The sequence below is a fragment of the Nonomuraea sp. NPDC050394 genome, assembly GCF_044459065.1.
Classification (GTDB): Bacteria; Actinomycetota; Actinomycetes; order Streptosporangiales; family Streptosporangiaceae; genus Nonomuraea.
On record NZ_JBITIO010000004.1, the window covers coordinates 672,009 to 694,651 of the forward strand.

The window sequence follows — 22,643 nt, forward strand, 5'->3', positions numbered from 1 at the left end:
TCACCAGCTGACCGGCAACGCCCGCACACCGCCGGTCACCGACGAACGATCACACTCGACCTCCTCCGCCGGTACGGCCAGCCGCAACGCCGGCAGGCGCGCCAAGACCGTGGTGAGCACCTGGTGCAGCAGCAGCCGGGTCAGGTGCGCGCCCAGGCAGTAGAACTTGCCGTGCCCGAAGCCGAGGTGCGGGTTGGGCACGCGGTCGATCAGGAACGCGCCGGGATCGCGGAACCAGCGCCCGTCCCGGTTGGCGGCCTGCATCGACAGGACCACCAGGTCACCCGCGCGGATCCTGGCCGCACCCAGGTCGATGCCGGCCGTCGCGTACCGGGGGATCCAGCTGCCACCCGGCACCGCCACCCGCATGATCTCCTCGACCGTGGAGGGGACCAGGCCGGGATCGCCCACCAGCCGCCGCCGCTGTGCCTGATCGGCCAGCAGGTACAGCAGCCCGTAGCCGATCCGCGCCGCGACCGTCTCGTACTCCACCAGCCCCACGTGGCCGCACAGGACGTCGGTGGCCGCCTCGGTGCCGAGCGCGGCCAGCCGGGTGATCGCGTCCTCACCCGCCCTGCCCCGCTCCCGCTCGACCATCCGGCTCATCGCCGCGCGCACCCCACCGGGCTGTTCCGCCATCCGTCCCGGCGCGCGTAGCCAGTGGGAGCGCCACCGGCAGAGCTCCCACTCCTGTTCCGGTACGCCCACGAAGCCGAAGACCGCCCGCATGGCGTACGGCAACGCCAGTTCCGCGTACAGGTCGGCGGTCGAGTCTCGGGCCACGAGCTTGGACAGGATCTCATCGAGCACGGCCTGGGCCCGCGCCCGCTCCGCGGCCACCCGGCGCCTGCCGTAAGCCGGTAAAAGCAGCGCGCGCAGGCGCCGGTGGTCGGCCATCTCGCCGTGAACGTCGCCCGGCGGGTCGAACAACCGCGCCGGCCACAGGCGCGGGGCGCACGCGGGATCGGGGTGCGCCCGGCCGATGCGCCGGTCGGCGCAGAGCGCGCGCACGTCGGGGTAGCGGGTCACCAGCCAGCCGGCCTGCCCGGCGGCGGTGCGCACGCGGACGGGACCCTCCCGAGCGCGAAGACGCTCGAACTCGGGAGGCTCGGCGAAGGGAGAGGGCGCCGTGAAGGGCATCGGCCCGAACTCCTCTGACACGGCGCGGTCCCCCTGGCTGGAAGATTCCTCTGGCGCGGTCGCTCAGCCCTGTCGCTCAGCTCTGTTGCTCAGCCCTGTCGCTCAGCTCTGTCGCTCAGCTCTGTCGCTCAGCTCTGTCGCTCAGCTCGTACGGCCGCTCCCCGCCGGCCGGAGCGCCTCGGCGACGTCCACGATCGCCTCGACGAACGCGGGAATCGAGTCCTTGTGGAAGCGCAGATAGAGGCCGGGTTCAACCAGTTCGAGCTCGGTCAGGATGGGGTTTCCCGCCGCGTCGTCGGCCATGTCGACCCGGGCGTACAGGAGCTTGTCCGCGTCGGGCACGGTGCTCAGCACCCGGTCGGCGAGATCCCGTTCGGCGGCGGTCGGCTGCCAGGGCTCGGTGCCGGGGTGCGCGTCCCTGGGCTCGTCGTAGCGCAGGCCGGGCGCGAGGACAGCCCGCTTGCGGATGGCGTGAAGGAAGCGGTTGCGGACGAAGACCAGCGCCCGCTCCCCGCTCACGTCGATACGCGAGAGGTACGGCTGGACCATCGCGGTGACCCCGTCTGCATGGATGCGTTCGACGTGGGCGGCGGCGCGGTCCCGATCGGCGGGGGTGTAGCGGGCCGCGAAGCGCGCTCCGGCCCCCACGGCCGGTTTGACCACGAAGTCGTGCCCGGCGGGCAGGTCGGCCGCCGAACCGGGGACCAGGTAGGTGGTCGGCACCACGGGCACCTTCTGCTCACGCAGTTCGAGCAGGTACTCCTTGCGGGCGTTCCAGTGGATGATCTCCGGTGGATTGGCCACGCGGGTGCGCTCCGCGCAGCGGTCGACCCACGCCAGGAACTCGGCCGAACGCCAGGAGTAGTCCCACGGAGAGCGGACGACGGCGAGATCGAAACAGGACCAATCGATTTCTGGATCGTCCCAATGGGTGATTTCCGCTTCGGCTTCGACCTCGTCGAAGGCCGCGTGCAGCAGCGGCATATCCAAATCCGGATTGACTTCTGGTCGCGGTCTGGCGGTCACCAAGGCAATGCGCGCATGAGCCATGTGCACCCGTCCTTTGGAAATCGGCCGCCCTTATAGAACCATGACAATTGGGCGCGGGCAACGATTCTCTAGGGCAGATGTCTATGAGGAATGGCGGAGGGACTCCTGGATGTTAGTAAGGTTTCGGCTCGCGTGCAGGGAGTCCGGATGATGCGCGCCCAAAACCTTGATGCTGCGGTCGCGGGTTTCCTTCTGCAGGCGGAAGGCCTCCTCGGAACGGCCCATCGTGTGGAGGGTCTCGGCCAGGCTCGTGGCCGACTGCAGCGTGTGCGGGTGATCTTCACCGAGTGTCCGGCGCCGGCGGCTCAGCGCCTCGATCTGCAGGGTGTGCGCCCGGTCGTGGTCGCCCAGGGTCCGCAGGTCGACCGCGAGGTTGTTGGCCGAGCGCAGGGTGTCGGGGTGATCGTCGCCCAGCACCTCCCGGTAGCGGGCGTGGGTCTCTTCGTGCAGGTCGCGGGCTTCCTCGAAGCGGCCGAGCGCGTGAAGCGCCACCGCCAGGTGGTTGGCGGAGTGAAGGGTGTGCGGGTGCCTCGGGCCAAGGACGCGCTCATAGCGCTCGAAGGCGTCCTTCTGTAACGCGTAGGCCTCCCGGTCGCGGCCCAGCAGGTGCAGGTTGATCGCGGATCCGTGCTTGAGCCGCAGGGTCAGGGGGTCGTCGGCGCCCAGTTCCGCCTCCGCCTCGTGCGTCGCCTGCCCGTAGAGACGGGCCGCGTCCGCGTAGTCGCCCTGTTCGCGCAGCGCCCTGGCCAGGTCGCGGGCGGCGGCGAGGGTCTGCGCGTGCCGGGGTCCGAGTGTCTTCTGCCACTGCGAGTAGAGCTGGGCGGAGAACCTGGCGCTGGCCTGGGCCTCGCCCCGCTCGATCAGGTACCAGCCGGCGTCGCAGGCCATCTCCCGCAGGTCGTGGTCGCCGGAGGCGTCCGGGGCGACGGCGAACAGGTGCGGAACCATGCGTGACCAGGCGGCCCAGCCGGCGGGATCCTCCGGGTCGCCGGGCCGGTAGCGGGCCAGCAGCGCCCTGGCGTGCTCCAGGACGATCTCCTGCTCGGCAGAGGGCAGGTGGTCGCGGATGATGCTCTGGGTGAGCCGGTGCAGCCGGAGCCCGCCGCGCGCGCCGACCGCCAGGCCGAAGCGGCTCAGCGAGCCGACGCCCCGGCGCAGGGCGAGCGCGTCGTCCTCGGCCGCCGTCAGGCCGTCCAGCGGGCCCTTCCCTGTCGCGGCCGGGTGTGCGCCGACCAGCCATTCCACGGGGATCGTGTCCGGGGCGAGGAAGGAGCAGATCCGGGCCAGCGCCAGGCCGACCGGTTCGTGCCTGGCCAGCCGTTCGATGGTCAGGCCCACGGCCGCGGCCAGTGAGTGCGGGTACTCGCCCGCCGCGCCCTCGCTCAGCACTTCCTTCGGCCGTGAGCGCAGCAGCCCCAGGTAGTCGCCCGGGGCGGTCGCGGTCTCGGCCAGAAAGGTGCCGGCCTGCACCAGCGCGAGCGGGAGGTCGCCGAGTTCGGCGGCCAGCGCCGCCGCCTCGGAACCCCCCAGGTCCGGGCCGTGGCTGCGGATCAGCTGGACCGACTCGGCACGCTCCATCACGTTCACCGGGACGGTGACGGCCAGGTGCTCCCAGCCGCCCACCCGGGAGGTGATCACCACGTGTCCCGGGCCTCCGGGCAGCCACCGGCGGACCAGCCCGGGATCCTCGGCGTTGTCGATCAGCAGCAGCCAGCCGGAGTGCTGGCGCAGGTGCGCCTTGAGCAGGGCGACGGCGCTGCCCGAGTCGACGTCGGGGATCGCCAGCCCCAACTGGACCGACAGCTCCGCCAGTTGCTTGCCGATCAGCATCGGGTCCTCGGCGTCGATCCACCACACGACGGAGTAGTCGGCGGCGAACTGGTGCGCGTACTCGATCGCGATCTGTGTCTTGCCCACGCCGCCCCAGCCGCGCAGCACCTGGACCTTGGCCAGGCCGCCGGTGCGGAAGCGGCGGCCCAGTTCGGCGATGACCTCTTCCCTGCCGGTGAACTCGGGGTTGCGCGGCTCGACGTTCCAGACGGTGGGCAGCATGCCGGTCGCGGGCGGAGCACCGGTGGCGTAGCGGGCGAGCGCGGCCTCCACCGTGGCGGTCATGGGATCGGCGTCGCCGAGCGTCTCCCTGCAGTCGGCCAGCAGTTCCCCCAGCAGCGACGGGGCGGAGGGGGCGCCGCGCCGGGCCAGGATCATCGCCCGCTCGTGTCGCAGGCTCAGGCACGCGGACGACTTGTCGCAGGCGGCGCCCCGGCACAGCTCCACGACACCGCCGGAGACCTGCTCGGCCAGTTCGTGTTGTCCGGACTCGGCGAGGACGGACACCGCCTGATGCAAGATCGGGACAATCTCCTCCAGCCGCGCGCCGTGCTCGGACATCCGCCGCCGTTCCCGGACCAGGTCCTCGCCCAGGCGGTCGGCCAGTTCCCTGGCCTCCCTCAACGGCAGCTCTCCGCCGGCCGCGCGGGCCACGTCCGTGACGGCGCCCGCGTTGTACTCGGCGGCCAGCCGATTCCACACCTGAAGCCAGGTCACCTGCTCGGTGGCCGGCACGTCACAGACGTTGAGAAAGGTAATCAGAAAGGCCTTCGTTGGGAACTTACGCCCGTTGAGTACTTCCCCCAGTGTTGTGCGGGGCAGGGAGCCGCCGGCGGAGACCGCACGTTTCTCCAGATCTCGATAGGCCGGCATATCCGCGCGCGCACGCAGTATCCGCATAAGTCGCGCCAAGTCTTCCTTTGTCGCAACCTTTGTCACGGCGGAGGCAAGGTCGGCCGACTCTTCTCCCATAACGCCTCATTGAGCTGTCCGCGATTGTCCAAGCTTGTCCGCAACAGTACGCGAATTGTCCGCCCATTAGCACCCACTCCACATTTATGTGACCGCTATCGCGGGGAAAAGCCTGACCTATTCTCCGCGAACGCGTCCCCGCGTGTCCTGTCCCATCCGCGAGTGGCGCGGATCCAGCACGATCTTGTCCACCGCTCTGGCGGGACAGTCGCGCGCGAGCGTTCATGGACGCAGGTAAGGAGGTTCCGGGATGGATCTGAAGCACGTGTTCGACGCCCTGGGCGGCAGCTCGGGATATCTGGTCGCGGGGGTCGCCGCCATTGTTCTGGTCGTCCTCGTCGGCGCGTACCGGCAGGGCAGGTCGATCGAGTTCTGGCCGCCGCGGGTGGGACCGCGCGAGGAGGCGCTCGCCCCGGCGGCGGCGAACGACGACGAGGCCGTCCAGCTCTTCGAGACCACGCAGGCGCGCGACTTCTACCAGGCGATCGCCCCCAACTACGACCAGCGCAACTCCGCCAACCTGCTGGAGACCCACCGGGCGGTCATCAGGCTGCTGGTCGGCCTCCGCGACGCCAAGCCCAGCCTCCGCGTCCTCGATCTGGGCGGCGGTTCCGGCAAGAACGTCGCGACGCACTTCTTCCTCGACACCTCGATGCGCTGGACCTACGTGGACTTCTGCCCGGGCATGGCCGAGCAGTTCCAGCGCCATCTGGCGGGTCAGCCGCTCTACGAGCGCACGAAGATCCTCGTCGAGGACATCAACCGGGTCCGCGACCGCATCGCGCCCCGGTCGCAGGATGTGATTCTGCTCAACCTCGTCCTGTCCTCGATGCCGGAAATGCCGGACTTCGGGCGGCTGGCCGGTCTGCTCGCGCCGGGCGGAACGCTGATCGTCTGCGACATCGACCCCGGCTACACCGAGGCTCACCCGCTCTACCAGGCCACTTCCACCAGTGGCGCCAAGGTCGGTCTCCGCACCCGGGCCGTCCCGCCGCTCGCCGTCGGCGCCAGGGCGGACGAGGCCGGACTCCAGCTCAGCGCCATGCGGCAGGTCTACGCCGACCGCCTCTACTCCTTCGTCGCCGTGTTCGTCAACGGCACGCGCGTACGCGGCGGGATCACCGAGCGCCCCGCCGTCGAGGCGCCCGCCTCGTGAGGAGCGGGCGTCATGACGGGGTGGGCGTGGGATCCGGATCGGGTTCGCCCGGATCCGGGCCGGTCTGCCCCTCGACGCCCACGGTGATGACGATCGTCCGGCCGGGCTGGGCACACCGGCCCGCCGGCACGTTCTGCGCCAGCACCGTGTCCACCTCGCCGGGCTCGGTCACGATCTGTACCCGCTGCTCCACGGCGAACCCCGCCGCCTTCAGCCCCGCGACCGCGCTCTCCCTGCCCTTGCCGACCACCGCGGGAACCTCGGCCCCGTGCTGCGTGACGACCAGCGCCACCGCGCTGCCGCCCGCCACCCGGCTGCCCGCGGCGGGCTCCGAGGACAGCACCCGCCCGCCCGGCTGCGCCGAGCAGGCCCGGCTCACCACACCGGTCTCCAGCCCGGCCCGCCCGAGCGCGAGCTCAGCCGCCTTCCTGCTCAACCCCTTCAGCTCCGGTACGGCCAGCCCCGCCGACACGTCCAGATCGACCTCCGCCCCCTTGGCCAGCAACGCACCCGCGGCGGGACGGCTGGCCAGCACGCGGCCGATCCGCTGCTTGGAGTCCACCTCGTTGAACGTCCCCGCGCTGAGCCCGGCCCGCCTGAGCGCCTTCACCGCCGCGGAACGATCCAGCCCCACCACGCTCGGCACCCCCACCCCTACCGGCTCCACCCTCGGCGGTGGTGGAGCCGGTTCGGTGGCGCCCCCTCGTACCTTCTGCTCCTGCCGTTCCCGCGACGGGGAGGGCTCGGCGAGTTGCGGCAGCAGCAGCGCGGGCGCGGAGCCGCTGGGCTGCGCGGCCGCCTGGGGAGCCGGGCCGTCGCCGGAGCGGAAGGCCGGAACCAGCAGCGTCACCAGCACCGCCGCGCTCACCAGCAGCGCGCAGGAGACCGCGAGGCCCGCGCGGTTGGCGGCGCTGGCCCGCCGGCCGGCGCGCACGTCCTGTGTGTCCTGGCTCACCGCCACCGGACCGCTCGCGGCGGCGACCGGCGCGGCGGGCAGGTGGTAGACGGCGGAATCGGCCCCGACGGCCGCCCCCGTCGTCTCGGGCTCGGCCATCGGGACCGCCCCCGAGCGCAGCAGGTGCGGCGGAGGTGAGCGCAGCACCTCCGCCGGCACCTCGTCGGACGCCGGCGCCCCGCCGGAGTCGCCGAGCAGCGCGTACAGCAGGTCGCGGCTCGACGGCCGGTTGCGCGCGTCCTTGTCGAGGCAGGCCGCCACCAGATCGCGCAGGTACCCGTCCAGCCGCCCGAGCTCCGGCGGCGCGGTGAGGATGCGATGCAGCACCGGCGCCACGGAGTCCTGCCCGAACGGCGCGCTGGCGTTGGCCGCGAAGCACATGGTGGCGCCCCACGAGAACACGTCGGCCGCACCGGTGACCAGCGCGGCGGTGATCTGCTCCGGCGCCATGTAGGCGGGCGTGCCCACCCCGCGCCCGCTCTGCGTGGCCGCGGCGTCCAGCACCCGCGCCAGCCCGAAGTCGATCACCCGGGGTCCGTCCGGGCCGAGCAGCACGTTCTGCGGCTTGAAGTCGCGGTGCACGATCCCGGCGCGGTGGATGGCCGCCAGCGCTGTCGCGGTCCCGACCGCGAGCCGCTCCAGCGCGCCGCCGCTCTTGGGCCCGGTGAGCGCGACCTCCCGATACAGCGAAGGACCGTCGACGAACTCACTCACGATGTACGGCCGGCCCTCGTCGAACCCGGCGTCCGCCACCTGGGCGGTGCAGAACCGCGCGACGTGCTTGGCCAGCTCCACCTCGCGTAAGAACGCCGCCTGCTCGTCCCCCACCGGACCGTGGAGCAGTTTGATCGCGTATCGTTCCTCGCCCCTCATCCCGAGGAACACCACGCCCTGGCCGCCTTCGCCCAGCCGGCCGGACAGTGTGTAGTCGCCCAGTTGCCGCGGGTCCCCCGAATTGAGCGGCTGCGTGTCAGGCACAAGGGCCTCCCCTCGCCGCCACCCGGTACTCATTCCACTGAAAGCAACCAATGCCGGACAGTCAACGCGGGGGGCCCAATCGGCACACGACCGTGACACATCCGGTCAGGACGGGCGGCTTACCTTGCCCGAATAGGTGACATCGGTGTCACCACGGCGAGTCACCCTGATCACCGCCTGGTCGGTGTCGCCGCCGCTGGGGAACATCCGGAGGGTGCCGGGGTAGCACTCCTCGCCGCGTACGTTGTCGAGGGTGTAGACCATCGCGCTGGAGGTCCTGGCCAGGCGGCCGGAGCAGCGCAGGTCGGCGCCCCACCGCATGGCGGAGTCGCCCTCGCCCGCCAGCTTGATCTCCACCGGGAACACGCGGCCCGCGCTGGGGTGATCGGCCGACCCGGTCCAGGTGCCCGCCAGCCCGGGACTCTGCGCGCCACGCAGCCACAACCCGAACCCCGCGACCCCGGCCAGCACCCCCAGGACGGCCACGGCGACCTGCCACCTCGCCACCCGCCGCCGGCCACGCCCCTGCCCAGCACCCGCACCCGCACCCGCACCCGCACCCACGACACCGGAACCCGGAACGCCCGCAACCGTCAGCCCCGCACCCTCGATGCCGGAACCCGAAACCCCCGCACTCGGCACCCCCGCACTCGGCACCCCGGCACTCGGCACCCCGGCGCTCGGCAGACCCGCGTTCGGGTGGCCCGCCCCGAGGCCGGGCCGGGGTACATCCCCCGGTCCGGGTGTCGTCGTGGTGGAGTCCTCCGGGCCGGGAGGTCCGGGTGCCGTCGTGGTGGAGTCCTCCGGGCCGATCGGGAGGGTGTCGCCCTCTCCCGTGGCCGAGACGTTCCCCGCGGGCACGCCGGCCCGCGGGTCGGTGGTGTCGACGGCGGCCCTGGCCCCCGAGGTCAGGACGTCCCGGACGTCCAGCCCTTCCTGGTCCAGCAGGAGGCTCAGGACCTCCTCCGCCCGGGGCCGCTCGCCGGGCGATCGGGCCAGGCACGCCTCCACGATCTCGCGCAGCCGCCCGGTCAGCGTGCCCAGGTCGGGCCGGCCGTACAGGATGCGGGCGAGGATCTCCTGGTAGGTGTCGGCGCGGTAGGCGTGGCGGCCGTTGGCGGTGTAGGCGAGGGTGAGGGCCCAGGCGTACAGGTCGGCCGGCGGGCCGGCGGACTCGCCCTCGATGCGCTCGGGCGCCAGGTACGCGGGCGTGCCGACGGGGATCTGGTTGGTGGTGGCGGCGCTGTCCATGAGGCGGGAGACGCCGAAGTCGATGACCCTCGGCCCGTCCAGGCTGAGCAGGACGTTGCCCGGCTTGAAGTCGCGGTGCACGACCCCGGCGCGGTGGATGGCGCTCAGCGCGGTGGCGGTGCCGATGGCCAGCCGGTCGAGCGAGCCGCCGGTCCTCGGCCCCTTGGCCACGACGTGGTCGCGCAGGGACACGCCGTCCACGTACTCGCTGACGATGTACGGCCGGTCGTCCTCAAGGGAGGCGTCGAGCACCTGCGCCGTGCAGAACGGCGCCACCCGGCGCACCGCCTCCACCTCGCCGAGGAAGCGCCGGCGCGCCTCGGGGTCGGCGGCCACGCTGGCGTGCAGCAGCTTGATCGCGACCTGCGCGCCCGCCCGGGTCTGGCCGAGGAAGACGACGCCCTGCCCGCCCTGGCCGAGCCGCCCCGCCAGCAGGTAGGAGCCCAGCCGGCGCGGGTCGCCCGCCCGAAGCTCCGCCAATCGCGACATAGCGCGTAATTATGACAGGAAGCGTTCCGCGTAGGAGTCGAGCACCGGCAGCACCCGGCCGGCCGGACCGCTCGGCAACGTGGCCACAACCTCCTCGATGCCCAGCTCGGCGAAGTAGCCGAGCTTCTCCGGGGTGGGCAGGGTCCCGATCGGGATGACCTCGGCCATGGGACGCCCGGCCTTCTCGCAGGCCTCGCGCAGCGCGGGCAGTGCCGCCTTGATGCCCTTGCCGCCGATCGGCATCCACCCCTCGGCGTACTCGGCGACGTGCGCGAACATCTTTGGCCCCGCCGCGCCGCCCACGTACACGGGCGGCCCCGAGACGGGCTTGGGCCACGACCACGACGCCTCGACCCCCTCGAAGGAGGCCACCTCCTCGCTCCACAGCGCGCGCATCGCCAGCACGTTGCGCCGCGCGACCTCCCGCCTGTCCCGGTACGGCACGCCGTGGTTCTCGATCTCCTCGACGTTCCACCCGAACCCGATCCCGAGCATCACCCGCCCGCCGGACAGGTGGTCGAGCGTGGCCACGGCCTTGGCGGTGACGATCGGCTCGCGCTGGGCGGCGAGCAGGATGGCGGTGCCGAGCCGGATCCGCGTGGTCACCGCGGCCGCGGCGCCGAGGGCGACGAGCGGGTCCACGGTGCGCTTGTACTCCTCCGGCAGCACGGCCTGCCCGCCGGCCGGCGGCGTACGACGCGAGACGGGGATGTGCGTGTGCTCGGGCAGGAGCAGCGAGGCGAAGCCGCGCTCCTCGGCGGCCCGCGCCAGCTCCGGCACCGGCATCGCCAGATCGGTGGAGAACATCGTGACGCCCAGCCGCATTGCCGACCTCCCATGTCAACCAAGCGATTGCTCGGCTAAGATTCTTAGAGTAGCTTGCCGGTCAGAGAAACGCCCCGCGGAAAGAGGACTCCCGGTGAAGTTTTCCATCTTCCTGAACCCGCAGATTCCAGGCTCCGGATATGCCGCCGAGGAGAACGCCAAAGCCAAACGGCCCATCGGACGGGACACCGAGTCATACCAGCGACTGCTGCACGAGGTGCGGGAGATCGCCGTCCACGCCGACCAGATCGGCTTCGACGCGCTCATGATGACCGAGCACCACTTCCATTCGGAGGGGATGGAGTTCTCGGTCAACCCGCTGATGTTCCTCACCGACCTCGCGGCCCGCACCGAACGCATCCTGCTGGCCCCCCTCGGCATGGTCCTGCCCGCCTGGGACCCGATCAGGGCCGCGGAGGACGTGGCGCTGCTCGACCAGTTCTCCAAGGGACGGCTGCGCCTGGGCGTCGCCCGCGGCTACCAGAACCGCTGGATGAACGTCCTGGGCCAGCGCTGGCACGCCGCCGCGGCCCGCTCGGACGGCTCGGCGTCGGACACGCGCAACTTCGACGTGTTCGGCGAGGTCCTGAAGATCATGAAGATGGCCTGGACCCAGGAGACGCTGCGCTACAAGTCCGACGTGCTGGACTACGAGGTGCCCTTCCCCTTCGACGGCATCGAGGGCTGGCCGGCGCAGGAGTGGACGAAGACCTTCGGCGCGCCCGGGGAACTCGACGACGACGGCAAGGTCCAGGCGGTCTCCGTCTGCCCGCGGCCGTACCAGAACCCCCACCCGGAGCTGTGGCAGCCGTTCACGATCTCCGACCGCTCGGTCATCCGCGCCGCCCAGGAGAACATCCTGCCCTGGATGTTCACCCCCAACCCCGACGACCACGCCGCCAAGGCCAAGCTCTACCAGGAGGAGTCCGCCCGGCAGGGCCGCGACTACAAGCTGGGCGAGCACACCGGCATCCTCAAGATCGTCGGCATCGCCGACACGACCGAGGAGGCCATCAACACCTTCGGCCGCAGCATCCCCAAGGACTTCGCCGCCTTCTTCGGCCCCTTCGGCTACCTGGAGGTGCTGCGCAAGAAGGAGGACGAGAAGCACAAGCCCATCTCCCCGGAGAAGGGCGACGCCAAGCGCATGAACGACGTCGAGATGGCCCTGTTCGGCACCCCCGACGACGTCAAGCGCGGCATCCAGCGCATGCTCGACCGGATGCCCGACCTGGAGTGGTTCGGCCTGTACATGCAGGGCCAGCAGGGCGTGCTGCCGCTCGACACGGTCAAGCGCAACCTGGAGATGTTCGCCACCAAGGTCATCCCGGAGTTCCAGTGAGGTTCTGGCTGGGGGCCTCGTTCGTCCCCACCGACCAGTTCGTGGAGCTGGCGCGGGCCGCCGAGCGCTGCGGGTTCGACACGCTGACGCTCTCCGACCATATCTTCTACGCCGACTTCGCCTCGCCGTACCCCTATTCCAAGAGCGGCAGGCCGCGCTGGAACGCCGGCACCCACTGGCCGGACACGTGGGTCACGATCGGCGCGATGGCGGCGGTGACCAGCACGCTGCGCTTCTCCCCCAACGTCTACATCGCGCCGGCCCGCGACCTGTTCACCGTGGCCAAGCAGGTCTCGACGGCGGCGGTGCTGTCGGGCGAGCGGGTGACGTTCGGGGTCGGGGTGGGCTGGTGCAAGGAGGAGTTCCAGGCGACCGGCCAGGACTTCCACACCCGGGGACGGCGGCTGGACGAGATGATCCCGGCCCTGCGGGAGCTGTGGACGGGCTCGGCGGTCAAGCTGGACGGCCTGCCCGAGCTGTCCATCTGCCCGACGCCGTCCGGGAACATCCCGGTCTACGTCGGCGGTGACAGCGAGGCCGCGCTCACCCGCGCCTGCCGGCTCGGCGACGGGTGGATCGGCAACCGGATCTACACCGAGGAACAACTCGACCCCGTCCTGGCCAAGCTGCCGAAGGACCGCCCGTTCGAGGTCGTCGCGCCGCTGGCGGTGATGCCGGACGCCGCCGTCTACCGGCGCTTCGCCGCGAAGGGCGTCACCGCCACCATGGCCGCCCCGTGGTGGCTGGCCACGCCCGAGGAGAAGGCCGAGTACGGCGAAGGCACCCTGGAGCTCAAGATCGCCACCATGGAGCGCTTCGCCGAGGAGGTCATCGCGAAGTTCTAGCCTTGATCGACGACAGGATGGCCCAGCGCACCAGCCCGCTGCCCAGCCGGATCACCGCCCAGTAGCGCAGGAAGGCCCGGCGGGCGTCCGGGCTGGTGGCCGCCACCCTGGTCTCGGTCACCAGCCTGATACGCCCCGGCCCGGCCTCTTCCAGCACGAAGCTGAAGGTGCCCTTCGCGTACCCGGGGCGGTCGAAGGCGGTGAACTCCTCGGCGGTGCCGACCGAGTCGACGCCCTTCGAGCGGCCGAGCCTCCACCACTGGCCGACGGTGCCGAGCACGACCTCGCGGCCCGTCTCCTCCGCGAGCGGTGTGAAGGCGGGCATGTCCCGCTGCTCGTGCCCGTTCAGCAGCCTGGAGACCAGGTTCCGGAGCGCGAACAGCGGTTTCGCCAGGCGGATGTCGGAGGGGTCCGGCCGCCTGATGGCCTCCCACACCCGCTCGCGGGGCGCGGTGATCACGATCGCGTGCCGTTCGGACGCGTCCGGAACCGGGATGAACCCCTCAGCCAGCGTCGGCATGTGCGACCTCGCGCTCAAGGTTGTCGAGAAGCCCTTCGAGCGCCTTGTCGTGATGGCGGCGGATGATCAGCGGCCAGAGCAGCGCGAACATCCCCGACAGCCGCCCCTTGAGGTGATGGCGCACCAGCGTGCCGCCCTCTACCGGGAACAGCTCGAAGCCGTGCCCGCCGCTGATCGTCTTGCCGAGGTCGAACCAGAGCTTGCGGCCGGGCTCGACGACCGCGACCCGGTAGCGGGCACGGTCGTGCCGTACCGGCGCGCCCTCGAAAAGCCCCTCGGGCAGCTCGAACGTCCCGCTGCTCGCCGGGTAGATCCGCCCGACGTCCGCGAGCTTCGCCCACACCTCATCGACCGAGCCGGCGATGACCCGTTCATGCACGTTGTAGACCATGTCACGACCTCCATACGGCTGCGTATGGTGCCGACTATACGCCACCGTATGGCAGGCTGTGCGGGTGGGTAAGTTGAACGCCGACGACTGGGCGCGCGCCGCGCTCGCGGCCCTCGCCGAGGGCGGCCTCGCCGCCGTCGCCGTCGAACCTGTCGCGGTACGGCTGGGCGTCTCCAAAGGCAGCTTCTACTGGCACTTCGCCAACCGGCGGGCCCTGGTCGAGGCGGCGCTCGCCTTCTGGGAACGCGCCACCGAGCAGATCATCCAGGGCCTGGAGAAGATCCCCGATCCACGCGAACGACTCCGGACCCTGCTGGAGCTGGCGTTCGCCGACGCGGCGGAGGCGGCGGTGTCGTTCCGCCTGATCAGCGAGGCCGACGACCCGGCCGTGGCCGAGGTGGCCAGACGGGTGAACGAGCGCCGCCTGGCGTTCATGACGGCGACGGTCGCCCAGACGGGAATCGGCGAGGAGGCCGCGGAACGCCGCGTGCTGGCCGGATACGCGAGCTACCTGGGGGTGGCGGCGCTGCGGCGGCTGGGCATCATGCACGAGGACACGGCGGCCCTGGTCGACCTGGCGCTGGCGGAGTTGCTGGGTGAGTGAAGGATTTCGCCCACGCGTGCCAGGGGCGAGCGATCTTGTGCCGCCGCGTGCCGGGGGCGGAGTCACCGGGCGAGCGATCTTGTGCCGCCGCGTGCCAGGGGCGAAGCTGCCGCCGCGGCGTGCCCAGGGCGGAGTTGTCACGGCGGGCGGCCCGTGAGCCCTCACGACCATCGCTCGACGGGCGCGCGCCGGGGGCGGCGGTGCGGGTGGGCCGGCGGGAGCCGTAACGGATGAGAGGACAGGCACGGACGGAAACAGCGGTAACCTCGATCACGTGCTGGAGAGAGCCACGGCGACGAGGTATGTGACGCCGCTGCGGGAGGGCGGGTCGCTGCCCGGGGTGGTGGAGGCCGACGATCTCGGCACGTATGTCGTCAAGTTCCGCGAAGCCGGTCAGGGCAGGCGGGTTCTGGTAGCCGAGATCATCTGTGCCGAACTGGCCAGGCGGCTCGGGCTGCGTACCCCCGAGCTGAAGCTCATCGACCTCGACCCGCAGTTCGGCGACCGCGAGCCCGACGAGGAGGTCCAGGAGCTGCTGCGCAAGAGCGCCGGGCTCAACCTGGCCGTCGACTTCCTGCCCGGGGCGCTGGGTTTCGAGCCGCTGGCCTGGCCGCCCGACCCCGGGTTCGCCTCGCGCGTGGTCTGGTTCGACGGCCTGATCCACAACATCGACCGCAGCTGGCGCAACCCCAACCTCCTGGTCTGGCACAACACCGTCTGGCTGATCGACCACGGCGCCGCGCTCTGGTTCCACCACAACTGGCGCACCGCCGACCCGCAGCGGCGCTTCGACGCGAGCGACCACGTCCTGGCCGCCTACGCCACCCAGCTCGACGCGGCCGCCGCCGACCTGTCGGCCCGCATCACCCCCGGCCTCCTGCGCGAGGTCACCGCCCTCGTCCCCGACGAGTGGCTGGACGGCGAGCCCGGCTTCGACGCGGCGGCCGACGTCCGCCAGGCCTACGTCGACCACCTCCTCCAGCGCGCCCACGGCCCCGGCACCTGGCTGGTCCGCGGCGAGGAACCCAAGGCGAAGCCCGGCCCCGCCTCGGTCGGCGAGTTCTGGCGAGGAAGCGAACGATGAGCAGGGACGCCTACGAGTACGCCGTCATCCGCGTGATCCCCCGCGTGGAGCGCGGCGAGCAGATCAACGTCGGCGTACTCCTGTACTGCCAGCCCCGCTCCTACCTCTGCGCCCGGATCGACCTGGACGAATCCCGCCTGCACGCCCTGGACCCGTCCGCCGACATCCCCGCCCTCCGCCGGGCGCTGGCCGCCTACCAGCTCACCTGCGACGCCTCCTCCGGCCCCCTGTCCAGCCAGCCCCTGGGCGCCCGCTTCCGCTGGCTGACCGCCCCCAGAAGCACCATCGTCCAGACGGGCCCCGTCCACGCCGGCCTCACCGAAGACCCGGACACCGAACTCGACCGCCTCCTCACCACCTTGGTCCACACCTCCCCCTCACTTCAGCAGTGAGAGGTCGGCGAGCAGGGCGGTCGCCGGGATTCTGAGCCGGGCGCTGATGTCGTGGCCGTGGATCGACTCGTAGCTCTCCGCGGACACGTCCAGTTCGACGCCTTCAAGAACGGCCGCGCTCTGCGCGAGCCCGCGTGCCAGCCCCTCCGCCACGCCGCGCACCACGTCCTCGACGAACTGCGGCCGCAGATGGGAGCGCCGGACGAGGTCGTACTCGTCGGGCCGTTTGAGGAGTTCCTGCGTCAGCGTCGTCTGGCCATCGACAAGGCGGTGGAGGAAGGCGTAGTCGGGCAGCCGGCCGGCGTCCGGCGCGGTGACCTCCACGCGCACCCGTCCCTTCTGGCTGTGCGTGGCGATCGGCACACGCTCCATGAGCCGCCGGCCCTCGTCGGGGCTGAGACCGAGCTCGCCGACCAGCTCGCTCAGCGCGTATCCCTGCATGCAGGGACAGGCGGTGATGTTGGTCGCCGCGAGGGACAGCCCGGCGGACGGCTGCGGCCCGGCGACCGCGACCGCCGCGACCTCGACGGTGTCCGGTGAAGCCAGCCCGGTGACGCGGGTGCGGGTGCGCAGCGGCGCGAACGCCCGCAACGTCACCCGCGCCGACTCCTGCGTCTGCGTGTCGCGGACCTCCCTGGCGATCGCCGAGGCGATCTCCGCCAGCGGCAACGCCCCGGGGGCGTTCACGAACGCGCCCTCGATCCGCGACATGTGGATCCCCCGCTGGCCCGCGGCCAGCGACACCTCCGCCCGCGCGTCGCACAGGAGCTCCCGCACTCCGCCGAACAACTCGTCGGCCACGTCGAGGAGCACGCGCTGGCCGTGGACACCGACCCGGTCCAGCGCGATGCTGACGGCGGGTTTCTGTGCGGGGACATCGTAAAAATCGTCGGCATAGGGGTGCTTCGTCAGGGTCATGCGTGTGCGTCCTCTCGCCGGCGGCCTAGCCGGGAACCGCGCAGGTCGTCCAGACTCGGCCGCTTGGGGTGCGATATCGAAGGAACACTTCCTGATCGGCGGTGGTGGCCGACACCAGTGTGTAGCGCTGCGGCGGCAGCGGCCGCGCGGTGACCGGGGCGGCGTCGCTGCCCATCAGCCACGGCGTGACCGTGTAGAAGAGCTCGTCCACGAGGTCGAGCCGGCACAGCGACGCGTAGAGCCGGCCGCCGCCCTCGTACAGCACCCTGGAGTGGCCGAGCGCGCCCAGCCGGTCGAGCACACCGGGCAGATCCGGCACGTCGGTGATCACCTGGACGTGGCCGGGAATCCCCTCCGTACGCGCCTCGCCCAGGAGGAACAGCGTCTTGTCCGTGGGAGTGGTCCAGAACGGATCCTCCCAGTCGAAGTCCGCCCGGGTGGCCACGACGGCCAGCGGCGGGACGGACCCGCCGCCGCGTTCTGCGTAGTGCGAGCGCAGGTCGGGGAAGGTGAACCGGATGCGCCGCCGGTCGACGCGTACGGTGCCGGCCCCGTAGAGCAGCACGTCCGCCCGGGCCCGCAGCCACTCCAGCATGTACCGGTCGCGCCGGCTGCCGAGGATCGGCTGATCACGGTGCCAGATGTGGCCCGTGAACGAGCCGCCGAAGCTCGCCGCCAGTAAAGGCCTGCGCATGGCTCCCTAAGGGTGGGAAACGGGCTGCCGATCGACTACGAGCATGCCGTCGCCCCGCCCGCCCTGTCTACCGCAACTGCCGGACGGCCGTGGTGAGGGTTTTCAGGTTTGCGGGGGTCCAGGGGCCTGCGGTGATGACGACGGCGTGGTCGATGCCCCATGCGGCCGCCTGTTCGCAGCGGCGGGTGAAGGAGGTTGCGGATTCGCCCGGGTTCAGGCGGGTGGATAGGGTTTTTTCGATCTCTTCGTAGGGGCGGGCTATCTTCTCGCACTCCCTGGCCAGGACGGACAGCTTCCTGCGTACGGTGTGACCGTCGTCGGGGATGTCGAAGACGTTGCACGCGTCGGCGTACCGGGCCACGAGGGGCAGGGTGCGGCGTTCCCCGGTGCCGCCGATCAGTACTCTCGGGCGGGTCTCGGGGCGTGGGTGGCTTGTGGGGCGGGCCAGGTGGTAGTGGGTGCCTTCGTACGGGGACTCGTCGCCGGACCACATGTGCCGGGCGATGCGCAGCGTCTCCTCCAGGCGGTCGAAGCGCTCGGCGACCGGCGGCAGCGGGACGCCCATCGCGTGCGCCTCCTCCTCGTGGTACCCGGCGCCTATGCCCAGCCACGCCCGGCCGCCGGAGAGCGCGTGGACCGTGGTGACCGCCTTGACCAGCAGCGCCGGCTCGCGGAAGGTGACGGCGGTGACCATGGTGCCCAGGCGTACGCGGCCGGTGTGGGCAGCCAGGTAGCCGAGGGTGGTGTAGGCCTCGTACATCTCGCGCTGGTCAGGGGTGGCGGTCGGGTCGGCCTGCAGGAGGTGGTCGGGCACCCAGAGGGTGTCCACACCGCCGTCGTCGGCGGCCTTGGCGACGTCGGCGAGCCGGCCCGGCCCCTCCGGCCACGAGTAGTTGGTCAGCCCGATGCTGACGCGCATGGCTAGCCGCCCATCTGCCGCAGCGGCCCTAGGTGGACGCTCGCGATCCTCCACCCGGCCTCCTGGCGCACGGCCGACAGTGTGAGCCGGAAGCGGCCGGAGTTGTCGCGCCCGCCGAACGTGGTCTCCTGCGCGTCCACGCCGACGACGACCGCGGCGGAACCGTGCTCGTGCACCTGTGGCTCCTCCACCACGAAGGCGCTGTTGACCAGGCCGTTGTCGAACCGGACCAGCCACTGTTCGCGCGTGAGCACGAACCCCAGCGGGCCCACTCCGACGAAGCCGTCGGCCAGGAGCGCGTCGAGGGCCGTGGCGTCGTTGGCCTGCTCGGCGGCGGCCCAGCGGTTCACCAGATCGAGAACTTCCGCGGACATGGTGGTCCTCCTCGCTCGAATCGTGTACTTACTCTCAATCTAGAGTTACTATCGACTTATAGCAACTCTAAGTTTGGAGCGAGGGTGGGGCTGCGGGAGCGCAAGAAGGAGCTGACGCGTCAGCAGATCATGGAGACGGCCTGGCGGCTGTTCTCCGAGCGCGGCTTCGACCGGGTGACGGTCGCGGAGATCGCACGGGAGGCGCAGGTGGGGCCGGCCACCGTCTTCAATTACTTCCCGGGCAAGGAGGACCTTTTCTACTCGGGCCTGGACGAGTTCGGGGCCCGCCTGGTCGCCGCCGTTTCCGGGAGGGCGGCGGGCGAGCCCGTGATCGCGGCCGTGCGGCGCTTCCTGCTGGAGTCCGGCGGCCTGCTGGAGGCCATCGCCGAGGGCGACGAGGAGGCGCTCTCCCGCGCCCGCACCGTCCATCGGGTCATCTCAGAGAGCGCCGCCCTGCAGGCCAGGGAGGCCCAGGCCTTCACCCGGCTCACCGCCGACCTGGCCCGCGCGATCGCCGCCGACACCGGCGACGAGACCACGGCCCGGGTGGCGGCGGGCGCGCTGGTCGGGGTGCACCGGGCGATGGTGGATCTGGCCCGCGTCCGCGTGCTGTCCGACGATCGGGTGCGCGAGCTCGCGGGCGACGTGCGCCGGTACGGCGAGCGCGCCTTCACCCTCCTGGCCCGCGGCCTCCAGGACTACGCGCCTAGATCTCGGCGTGCGGAGCGCCCTTGAGCTCGTGGAAGCCGGGCGTCGCTGCCATGACCACCGCGGCGTCCCACAGGGCTCCGGCGGCCTGTCCCCGCGGGATCTGGGAGATCACGGGGCCGAACCAGGCCGGGCCGTTCTCGACGGCGATGATGGGGGTGCCCACGTGCGGCCCGACCTTCGCCACGCCCTCCGCGGTCGAGGCGCGCAGGTGGTCGTCGTGTTCGGTGCTCTCCGCCGCCGCGGCCAGTTCGGGCGGGAGCCCGGCGGCTTCCAGGGCCGGCGTCCAGTCCCAGCCGTCGAGCTTCCGCATCTCCTCGTAGAAGCGGCCCAGCGCGGCCGAGCCGTGGGCGAGTTCCACGGCGGCGCAGACCCGGGCCGGCAACCACAGGTACCCCTCGGTGTCCCCTTCCGGGTCCACCTCCAGGTGCTCGTTCAGGGCGGCCAGGCTGAGCAGCCGCCAGCGGATGTCGAGCGGGCGCACGTCTGCGGCCTCGACGAGCCACCGGGACACAATCCACGTATACGGACAGCTCGGGTCAAACCAAAAGGACACCAACATAACTAGAAAAGTACCGACATGAAGGTGTCCACTTCGTGGAACCCGACCTTCCGGTACACCGCCCGCGCCGAGCGGTTGAAGTCGTTGACGTACAGCGTCACCACCGGCGCGAAGCAGGCCAGCGCCGCCTCCACCACGGCGGCCATCCCGGCCACCGCGTGCCCCTGCCCCCTGAGCTGCGGGTCCACCCACACGCCCTGGATCTGGCAGGCCTGCGGCGTCACCGCCCCGACCTCCGCCTTGAAGACGACCCGGCCGTCGTCGATCCGGGCGTAGGAGCGCCCGATCCGGATGAGCTCGGCCACCCGGGTGCGGTAGAGGGCGCCCCCGTCACCGGCGTTGGGCGAGACACCCACCTCCTCGGTGAACATCGCCACGCAGGCGGGCAGCAGCCGCTCGAACTGCTCCGGCCGCACCCGCCGTACCAGCGGATCGGCCGGAACCGACGGCTTCTGCGCGGTCGCCATCACCGGCTGCGCCCAGCGGATCGCCCGCGCCCGCCCCCAGTGCGGCTCCAGCCGCTCCCACAGCAGCGACACCGCGCCCTGCGGGCCCACGATGGACGAGCACCGCCGGCCCTGTTTGCGCGCACGGTCCGCGAAGGCGTGCACGGCTTCGGGGCCGGCGTTGACGGGCACCAGGTTGGCACCGGCATAGCAGAGCGAGACGAGACCGCCGCGCGGCCCGAAGCCCCACATCTGACCACCCAGCCGTGCCGGATTGAGTCCGACGGTCCGCACCCGGGAGGCGACGAAGACGTTGGCGACCGGATCGGTGTCCAGGAGGTCGAGCACCTCATCGCGATCGCTGTCATCGAGCACGCGCGACGCCGATGTACGCAGCATCACACGGTCAGACTACGCGAACGCCCCCCGATTGGCTCATCTCGCAATGACGTCGGTGAGCCTTTCGTGACCCTGGGGCAAACCGGACGCCATGCGAGCCGCTGGGCGCGGCGCGGGCAGACTCGGGCAAGTAGCGCCGAACTTGGGCACGGTGGTGTCGGCGAGATACGCGGCCAGTGCCTTGTCCACACAGCGGTTGCCCGCCAGCGAGATGCCGTGGTTGCCGCCGGACTCGGTGAGCATGCGGGCGGTGGGGAAGAGCTTGCGCATGTTCAACGCCCCCACGTACGGCGTGGCCGCGTCGCCCTTCGACTGCAGCATGAGCACCGGCGGCAGTTCCTTGGCCCCCTGGATCCTGGGCGGCTTCCCGCCGGGTACGGACCAGTAGGCGCACGGCGCGTTGTACCAGGCGTTGGGCCAGGTCAGGAACGGCGCCTTGCGGTGCAGCTGGCTCATGTCGGACTGCCACACCTTCCAGTCGCGCGGCCAGGCGGCGTCGCGGCACTGCACACCCAGGTAGACGGCGTAGCCGTTCTCGTCCTCCGCGTCCTTCTCGCCGTGGCGCCTGAACGCCGCGACCAGGTCCTTCGTCTCGCCCTTGCGGACGTAGCTCGCCCAGGCCTGCGCCAGCGAGGGCCAGATGGTGTCGGTGTAGCCGCCGACGGTGAAGATGTCGTCGAGCTCGCTCGGGCCGACGACGCCCCCGGCGGGCCGCCCACGCAGGCGCGAGCGCATCTCGTACCAGGCGAAGCTCGTCTGCTTGGCGGTACGGCCCAGCTTGTACACCTTGTTGTTCTTGGCCGTCCAGGCGAGGAAGTCGCGGTGCCTGCGCTCGAAGCCGCGGTCCTGGGCCAGGTTGGCCTTGTACCAGACGCCGTCGGGGTCGACGCTGCTGTCGAGCACCAGGCGCTTGACCCGCTCGGGGAAGAGCGTGGCGTAGGCGGCGCCGAGGTAGGTGCCGTAGGAGTAGCCGAGGTAGCTGATCTCCTGCTCGTCGAGCGCGGCGCGGATCGTGTCCATGTCGCGGGCGACGTTCTCGGTGGTCATGTGGGGCAGCATCCAGGCCCACAGGTTGCCGCAGCGCTCGGCGTACTCGCGGGCGCGCGCCTGCAGCACGTTCTGGTCCCGGCCGGTACGCGGCACGGCGTCGGGCCGCGGCGGCGCGTAGAACTTGGCCGGGTCGACGCAGCGCAGCGCGGGCTCGCTGGACCCGACACCGCGCGGGTCGAAGCCGATCACGTCGAAGCGCTCGGCGAGCTTGCCCGGCAGCGCGGCGGCGACGTACTCGGCCAGTTCCCGCCCGGAGGCGCCGGGCCCGCCCGGGTTGACCAGGAGCGTGCCAAGGTGATGGTGGTCACGCGAGACGCTGCCCTTGACCCGGTTGAGGGCGATCTTGATGGTCTGTCCCATGGGCTCGCGGTAGTCGAGCGGCACCCGCAGCGTGGCGCACTCGACGCCCGGCCCCGCCGGCTCCTCGTCGACCAGCCCCGTGCCGCCGAGCACGTTCCCGGTGACCGACCCCTGCTTCTTGTTCGCGCACTTCTCCCAGACGATGTCCGCGCGCCCGGAGGACGCCTCGGTGGGCGCGGCCACCGCGCCGCCCATCCCCACGGCCCCCGTGGCCAGCACCGCCAGTCCGGCGACAATCCCGACAACCCGCTTCACCCGGCTGTTCCCCCGCTCTAGTCGTACGGCACTGCGATGGTGCCGCCCGCGGCGGATCCACTACATTCGGTATGGAGAAACTCTTACCATGGTGTAATCGCTTGATTGCCTTCTGTAATCGGCCCAGAATCACG

At 71.4% G+C, this 22,643-nt stretch carries 22 protein-coding genes; 7 read left to right on the plus strand and 15 right to left on the minus strand.

Annotated elements, in window-relative coordinates; translation table 11 throughout:
- From ACIBKY_RS20605 to fxsT, 3 genes are all read right to left on the minus strand, one after another.
- Entirely contained in the window at positions 1–1,161 is a 1,161-nt protein-coding gene (locus ACIBKY_RS20605; protein ID WP_397098303.1) for a cytochrome P450, read from the minus strand.
- A gap of 120 nt (positions 1,162–1,281) precedes the next feature.
- Entirely contained in the window at positions 1,282–2,124 is an 843-nt protein-coding gene (locus ACIBKY_RS20610; protein WP_397098305.1) for a RimK family alpha-L-glutamate ligase, read from the minus strand.
- A 147-nt stretch (positions 2,125–2,271) separates the two neighbouring features.
- Positions 2,272–4,755, minus strand: a complete 2,484-nt coding sequence (gene fxsT, locus ACIBKY_RS20615; RefSeq protein ID WP_397098307.1) for an FxSxx-COOH system tetratricopeptide repeat protein — start codon at positions 4,753–4,755, stop codon at positions 2,272–2,274.
- A gap of 487 nt (positions 4,756–5,242) precedes the next feature.
- On the opposite strand from fxsT, the gene ACIBKY_RS20620 reads away from it, so the two are divergent.
- Entirely contained in the window at positions 5,243–6,148 is a 906-nt protein-coding gene (locus ACIBKY_RS20620; protein ID WP_397098309.1) for a class I SAM-dependent methyltransferase, read from the plus strand.
- A gap of 10 nt (positions 6,149–6,158) precedes the next feature.
- On the opposite strand, the gene ACIBKY_RS20625 is transcribed toward ACIBKY_RS20620, so the two are convergent.
- From ACIBKY_RS20625 to ACIBKY_RS20635, 3 genes are all read right to left on the minus strand, one after another.
- Positions 6,159–8,081, minus strand: a complete 1,923-nt coding sequence (locus tag ACIBKY_RS20625) for a PASTA domain-containing protein (protein ID WP_397098311.1) — start codon at positions 8,079–8,081, stop codon at positions 6,159–6,161.
- A gap of 105 nt (positions 8,082–8,186) precedes the next feature.
- A complete protein-coding gene (locus tag ACIBKY_RS20630; RefSeq protein ID WP_397098313.1) occupies positions 8,187–9,821 on the minus strand; it encodes a serine/threonine-protein kinase in 1,635 nt (544 codons plus the stop codon).
- A 9-nt stretch (positions 9,822–9,830) separates the two neighbouring features.
- Positions 9,831–10,646, minus strand: a complete 816-nt coding sequence (locus ACIBKY_RS20635; RefSeq protein WP_397098315.1) for a TIGR03619 family F420-dependent LLM class oxidoreductase — start codon at positions 10,644–10,646, stop codon at positions 9,831–9,833.
- Between the two features lie 94 nt (positions 10,647–10,740).
- Here ACIBKY_RS20635 and ACIBKY_RS20640 point away from each other — a divergent pair, with 94 nt between their 5' ends.
- Both ACIBKY_RS20640 and ACIBKY_RS20645 read left to right on the plus strand, forming a co-directional pair.
- The gene (locus tag ACIBKY_RS20640; protein WP_379620565.1) at positions 10,741–11,988 is read left to right on the plus strand and encodes an LLM class flavin-dependent oxidoreductase; all 1,248 of its coding nucleotides are present in this window, start codon (positions 10,741–10,743) and stop codon (positions 11,986–11,988) included.
- Positions 11,985–12,833: a TIGR03619 family F420-dependent LLM class oxidoreductase gene (locus tag ACIBKY_RS20645; protein ID WP_397098317.1), complete on the plus strand. Its 849-nt coding sequence runs from the start codon at positions 11,985–11,987 to the stop codon at positions 12,831–12,833. Before ACIBKY_RS20640 ends, ACIBKY_RS20645 begins: the two co-directional genes overlap by 4 nt.
- Here ACIBKY_RS20645 and ACIBKY_RS20650 read toward each other — a convergent pair.
- Together ACIBKY_RS20650 and ACIBKY_RS20655 are read right to left on the minus strand one after the other, a co-directional pair.
- Positions 12,817–13,353: a hypothetical protein gene (locus ACIBKY_RS20650; protein WP_397098319.1), complete on the minus strand. Its 537-nt coding sequence runs from the start codon at positions 13,351–13,353 to the stop codon at positions 12,817–12,819. The genes ACIBKY_RS20645 and ACIBKY_RS20650 overlap by 17 nt on opposite strands.
- Entirely contained in the window at positions 13,337–13,744 is a 408-nt protein-coding gene (locus ACIBKY_RS20655; RefSeq protein ID WP_397098321.1) for a hypothetical protein, read from the minus strand. The genes ACIBKY_RS20650 and ACIBKY_RS20655 overlap by 17 nt, the downstream gene beginning before the upstream one ends.
- A 64-nt stretch (positions 13,745–13,808) precedes the next feature.
- Between ACIBKY_RS20655 and ACIBKY_RS20660 the strand changes: the two genes are divergently transcribed.
- From ACIBKY_RS20660 to ACIBKY_RS20670, 3 genes are all read left to right on the plus strand, one after another.
- A complete protein-coding gene (locus ACIBKY_RS20660; protein WP_397098323.1) occupies positions 13,809–14,348 on the plus strand; it encodes a TetR/AcrR family transcriptional regulator in 540 nt (179 codons plus the stop codon).
- A 274-nt stretch (positions 14,349–14,622) separates the two neighbouring features.
- Positions 14,623–15,432 carry a HipA family kinase gene (locus ACIBKY_RS20665; protein ID WP_397098325.1) on the plus strand — a complete coding sequence of 270 codons (810 nt, stop codon included), beginning with the start codon at positions 14,623–14,625 and terminating at the stop codon, positions 15,430–15,432.
- Positions 15,429–15,824, plus strand: coding sequence for a DUF3037 domain-containing protein (locus ACIBKY_RS20670; protein ID WP_397098327.1), 396 nt, complete (start codon positions 15,429–15,431; stop codon positions 15,822–15,824). The genes ACIBKY_RS20665 and ACIBKY_RS20670 overlap by 4 nt, the downstream gene beginning before the upstream one ends.
- On the opposite strand, the gene ACIBKY_RS20675 is transcribed toward ACIBKY_RS20670, so the two are convergent.
- From ACIBKY_RS20675 to ACIBKY_RS20690, 4 genes are all read right to left on the minus strand, one after another.
- Positions 15,810–16,742: a GTP cyclohydrolase, FolE2/MptA family gene (locus tag ACIBKY_RS20675; protein WP_397098329.1), complete on the minus strand. Its 933-nt coding sequence runs from the start codon at positions 16,740–16,742 to the stop codon at positions 15,810–15,812. The two genes, ACIBKY_RS20670 and ACIBKY_RS20675, sit on opposite strands and share 15 nt — an antisense overlap.
- A 25-nt stretch (positions 16,743–16,767) precedes the next feature.
- On the minus strand, positions 16,768–17,436 hold the full coding sequence (locus ACIBKY_RS20680; RefSeq protein WP_397098330.1) for a dihydrofolate reductase family protein: 669 nt from the start codon (positions 17,434–17,436) through the stop codon (positions 16,768–16,770).
- A gap of 67 nt (positions 17,437–17,503) precedes the next feature.
- Complete coding sequence (locus ACIBKY_RS20685) at positions 17,504–18,355, minus strand: TIGR03560 family F420-dependent LLM class oxidoreductase (RefSeq protein WP_397098332.1); 852 nt, start codon at positions 18,353–18,355, stop codon at positions 17,504–17,506.
- A 2-nt stretch (positions 18,356–18,357) separates the two neighbouring features.
- A complete protein-coding gene (locus tag ACIBKY_RS20690) occupies positions 18,358–18,729 on the minus strand; it encodes a nuclear transport factor 2 family protein (RefSeq protein ID WP_397098334.1) in 372 nt (123 codons plus the stop codon).
- Between the two features lie 84 nt (positions 18,730–18,813).
- Here ACIBKY_RS20690 and ACIBKY_RS20695 point away from each other — a divergent pair, with 84 nt between their 5' ends.
- The gene (locus tag ACIBKY_RS20695) at positions 18,814–19,464 is read left to right on the plus strand and encodes a TetR/AcrR family transcriptional regulator (RefSeq protein WP_397098336.1); all 651 of its coding nucleotides are present in this window, start codon (positions 18,814–18,816) and stop codon (positions 19,462–19,464) included.
- Here ACIBKY_RS20695 and ACIBKY_RS20700 read toward each other — a convergent pair.
- From ACIBKY_RS20700 to ACIBKY_RS20710, 3 genes are read right to left on the minus strand one after another with little or no spacing between them, the layout of a single operon-like run.
- The gene (locus tag ACIBKY_RS20700; protein WP_397098338.1) at positions 19,436–19,951 is read right to left on the minus strand and encodes a disulfide bond formation protein DsbA; all 516 of its coding nucleotides are present in this window, start codon (positions 19,949–19,951) and stop codon (positions 19,436–19,438) included. The genes ACIBKY_RS20695 and ACIBKY_RS20700 overlap by 29 nt on opposite strands.
- Before the next feature lie 50 nt (positions 19,952–20,001).
- On the minus strand, positions 20,002–20,844 hold the full coding sequence (locus ACIBKY_RS20705) for a GNAT family N-acetyltransferase (protein WP_397098432.1): 843 nt from the start codon (positions 20,842–20,844) through the stop codon (positions 20,002–20,004).
- Positions 20,845–20,880: 36 nt separating this feature from the next.
- Positions 20,881–22,509 carry an alpha/beta hydrolase gene (locus ACIBKY_RS20710; protein WP_397098340.1) on the minus strand — a complete coding sequence of 543 codons (1,629 nt, stop codon included), beginning with the start codon at positions 22,507–22,509 and terminating at the stop codon, positions 20,881–20,883.
- Positions 22,510–22,643 lie beyond the last annotated feature (134 nt).

Excerpts from the sequence above, each read along its gene's own strand:
- ACIBKY_RS20610 (WP_397098305.1), bottom strand. The coding sequence starts at position 2,124 with ATGCCGCTGCTGCACGCGGCCTTCGACGAGGTCGAAGCCGAAGCGGAA.
- ACIBKY_RS20620 (WP_397098309.1), top strand. The coding sequence starts at position 5,243 with ATGGATCTGAAGCACGTGTTCGACGCCCTGGGCGGCAGCTCGGGATAT.
- ACIBKY_RS20630 (WP_397098313.1), bottom strand. The coding sequence starts at position 9,821 with ATGTCGCGATTGGCGGAGCTTCGGGCGGGCGACCCGCGCCGGCTGGGC.
- ACIBKY_RS20635 (WP_397098315.1), bottom strand. The coding sequence starts at position 10,646 with ATGCGGCTGGGCGTCACGATGTTCTCCACCGATCTGGCGATGCCGGTG.
- ACIBKY_RS20650 (WP_397098319.1), bottom strand. The coding sequence starts at position 13,353 with ATGCCGACGCTGGCTGAGGGGTTCATCCCGGTTCCGGACGCGTCCGAA.
- ACIBKY_RS20655 (WP_397098321.1), bottom strand. The coding sequence starts at position 13,744 with ATGGTCTACAACGTGCATGAACGGGTCATCGCCGGCTCGGTCGATGAG.
- ACIBKY_RS20670 (WP_397098327.1), top strand. The coding sequence starts at position 15,429 with ATGAGCAGGGACGCCTACGAGTACGCCGTCATCCGCGTGATCCCCCGC.
- ACIBKY_RS20675 (WP_397098329.1), bottom strand. The coding sequence starts at position 16,742 with ATGACCCTGACGAAGCACCCCTATGCCGACGATTTTTACGATGTCCCC.
- ACIBKY_RS20680 (WP_397098330.1), bottom strand. The coding sequence starts at position 17,436 with ATGCGCAGGCCTTTACTGGCGGCGAGCTTCGGCGGCTCGTTCACGGGC.
- ACIBKY_RS20685 (WP_397098332.1), bottom strand. The coding sequence starts at position 18,355 with ATGCGCGTCAGCATCGGGCTGACCAACTACTCGTGGCCGGAGGGGCCG.
- ACIBKY_RS20690 (WP_397098334.1), bottom strand. The coding sequence starts at position 18,729 with ATGTCCGCGGAAGTTCTCGATCTGGTGAACCGCTGGGCCGCCGCCGAG.
- ACIBKY_RS20705 (WP_397098432.1), bottom strand. The coding sequence starts at position 20,844 with ATGCTGCGTACATCGGCGTCGCGCGTGCTCGATGACAGCGATCGCGAT.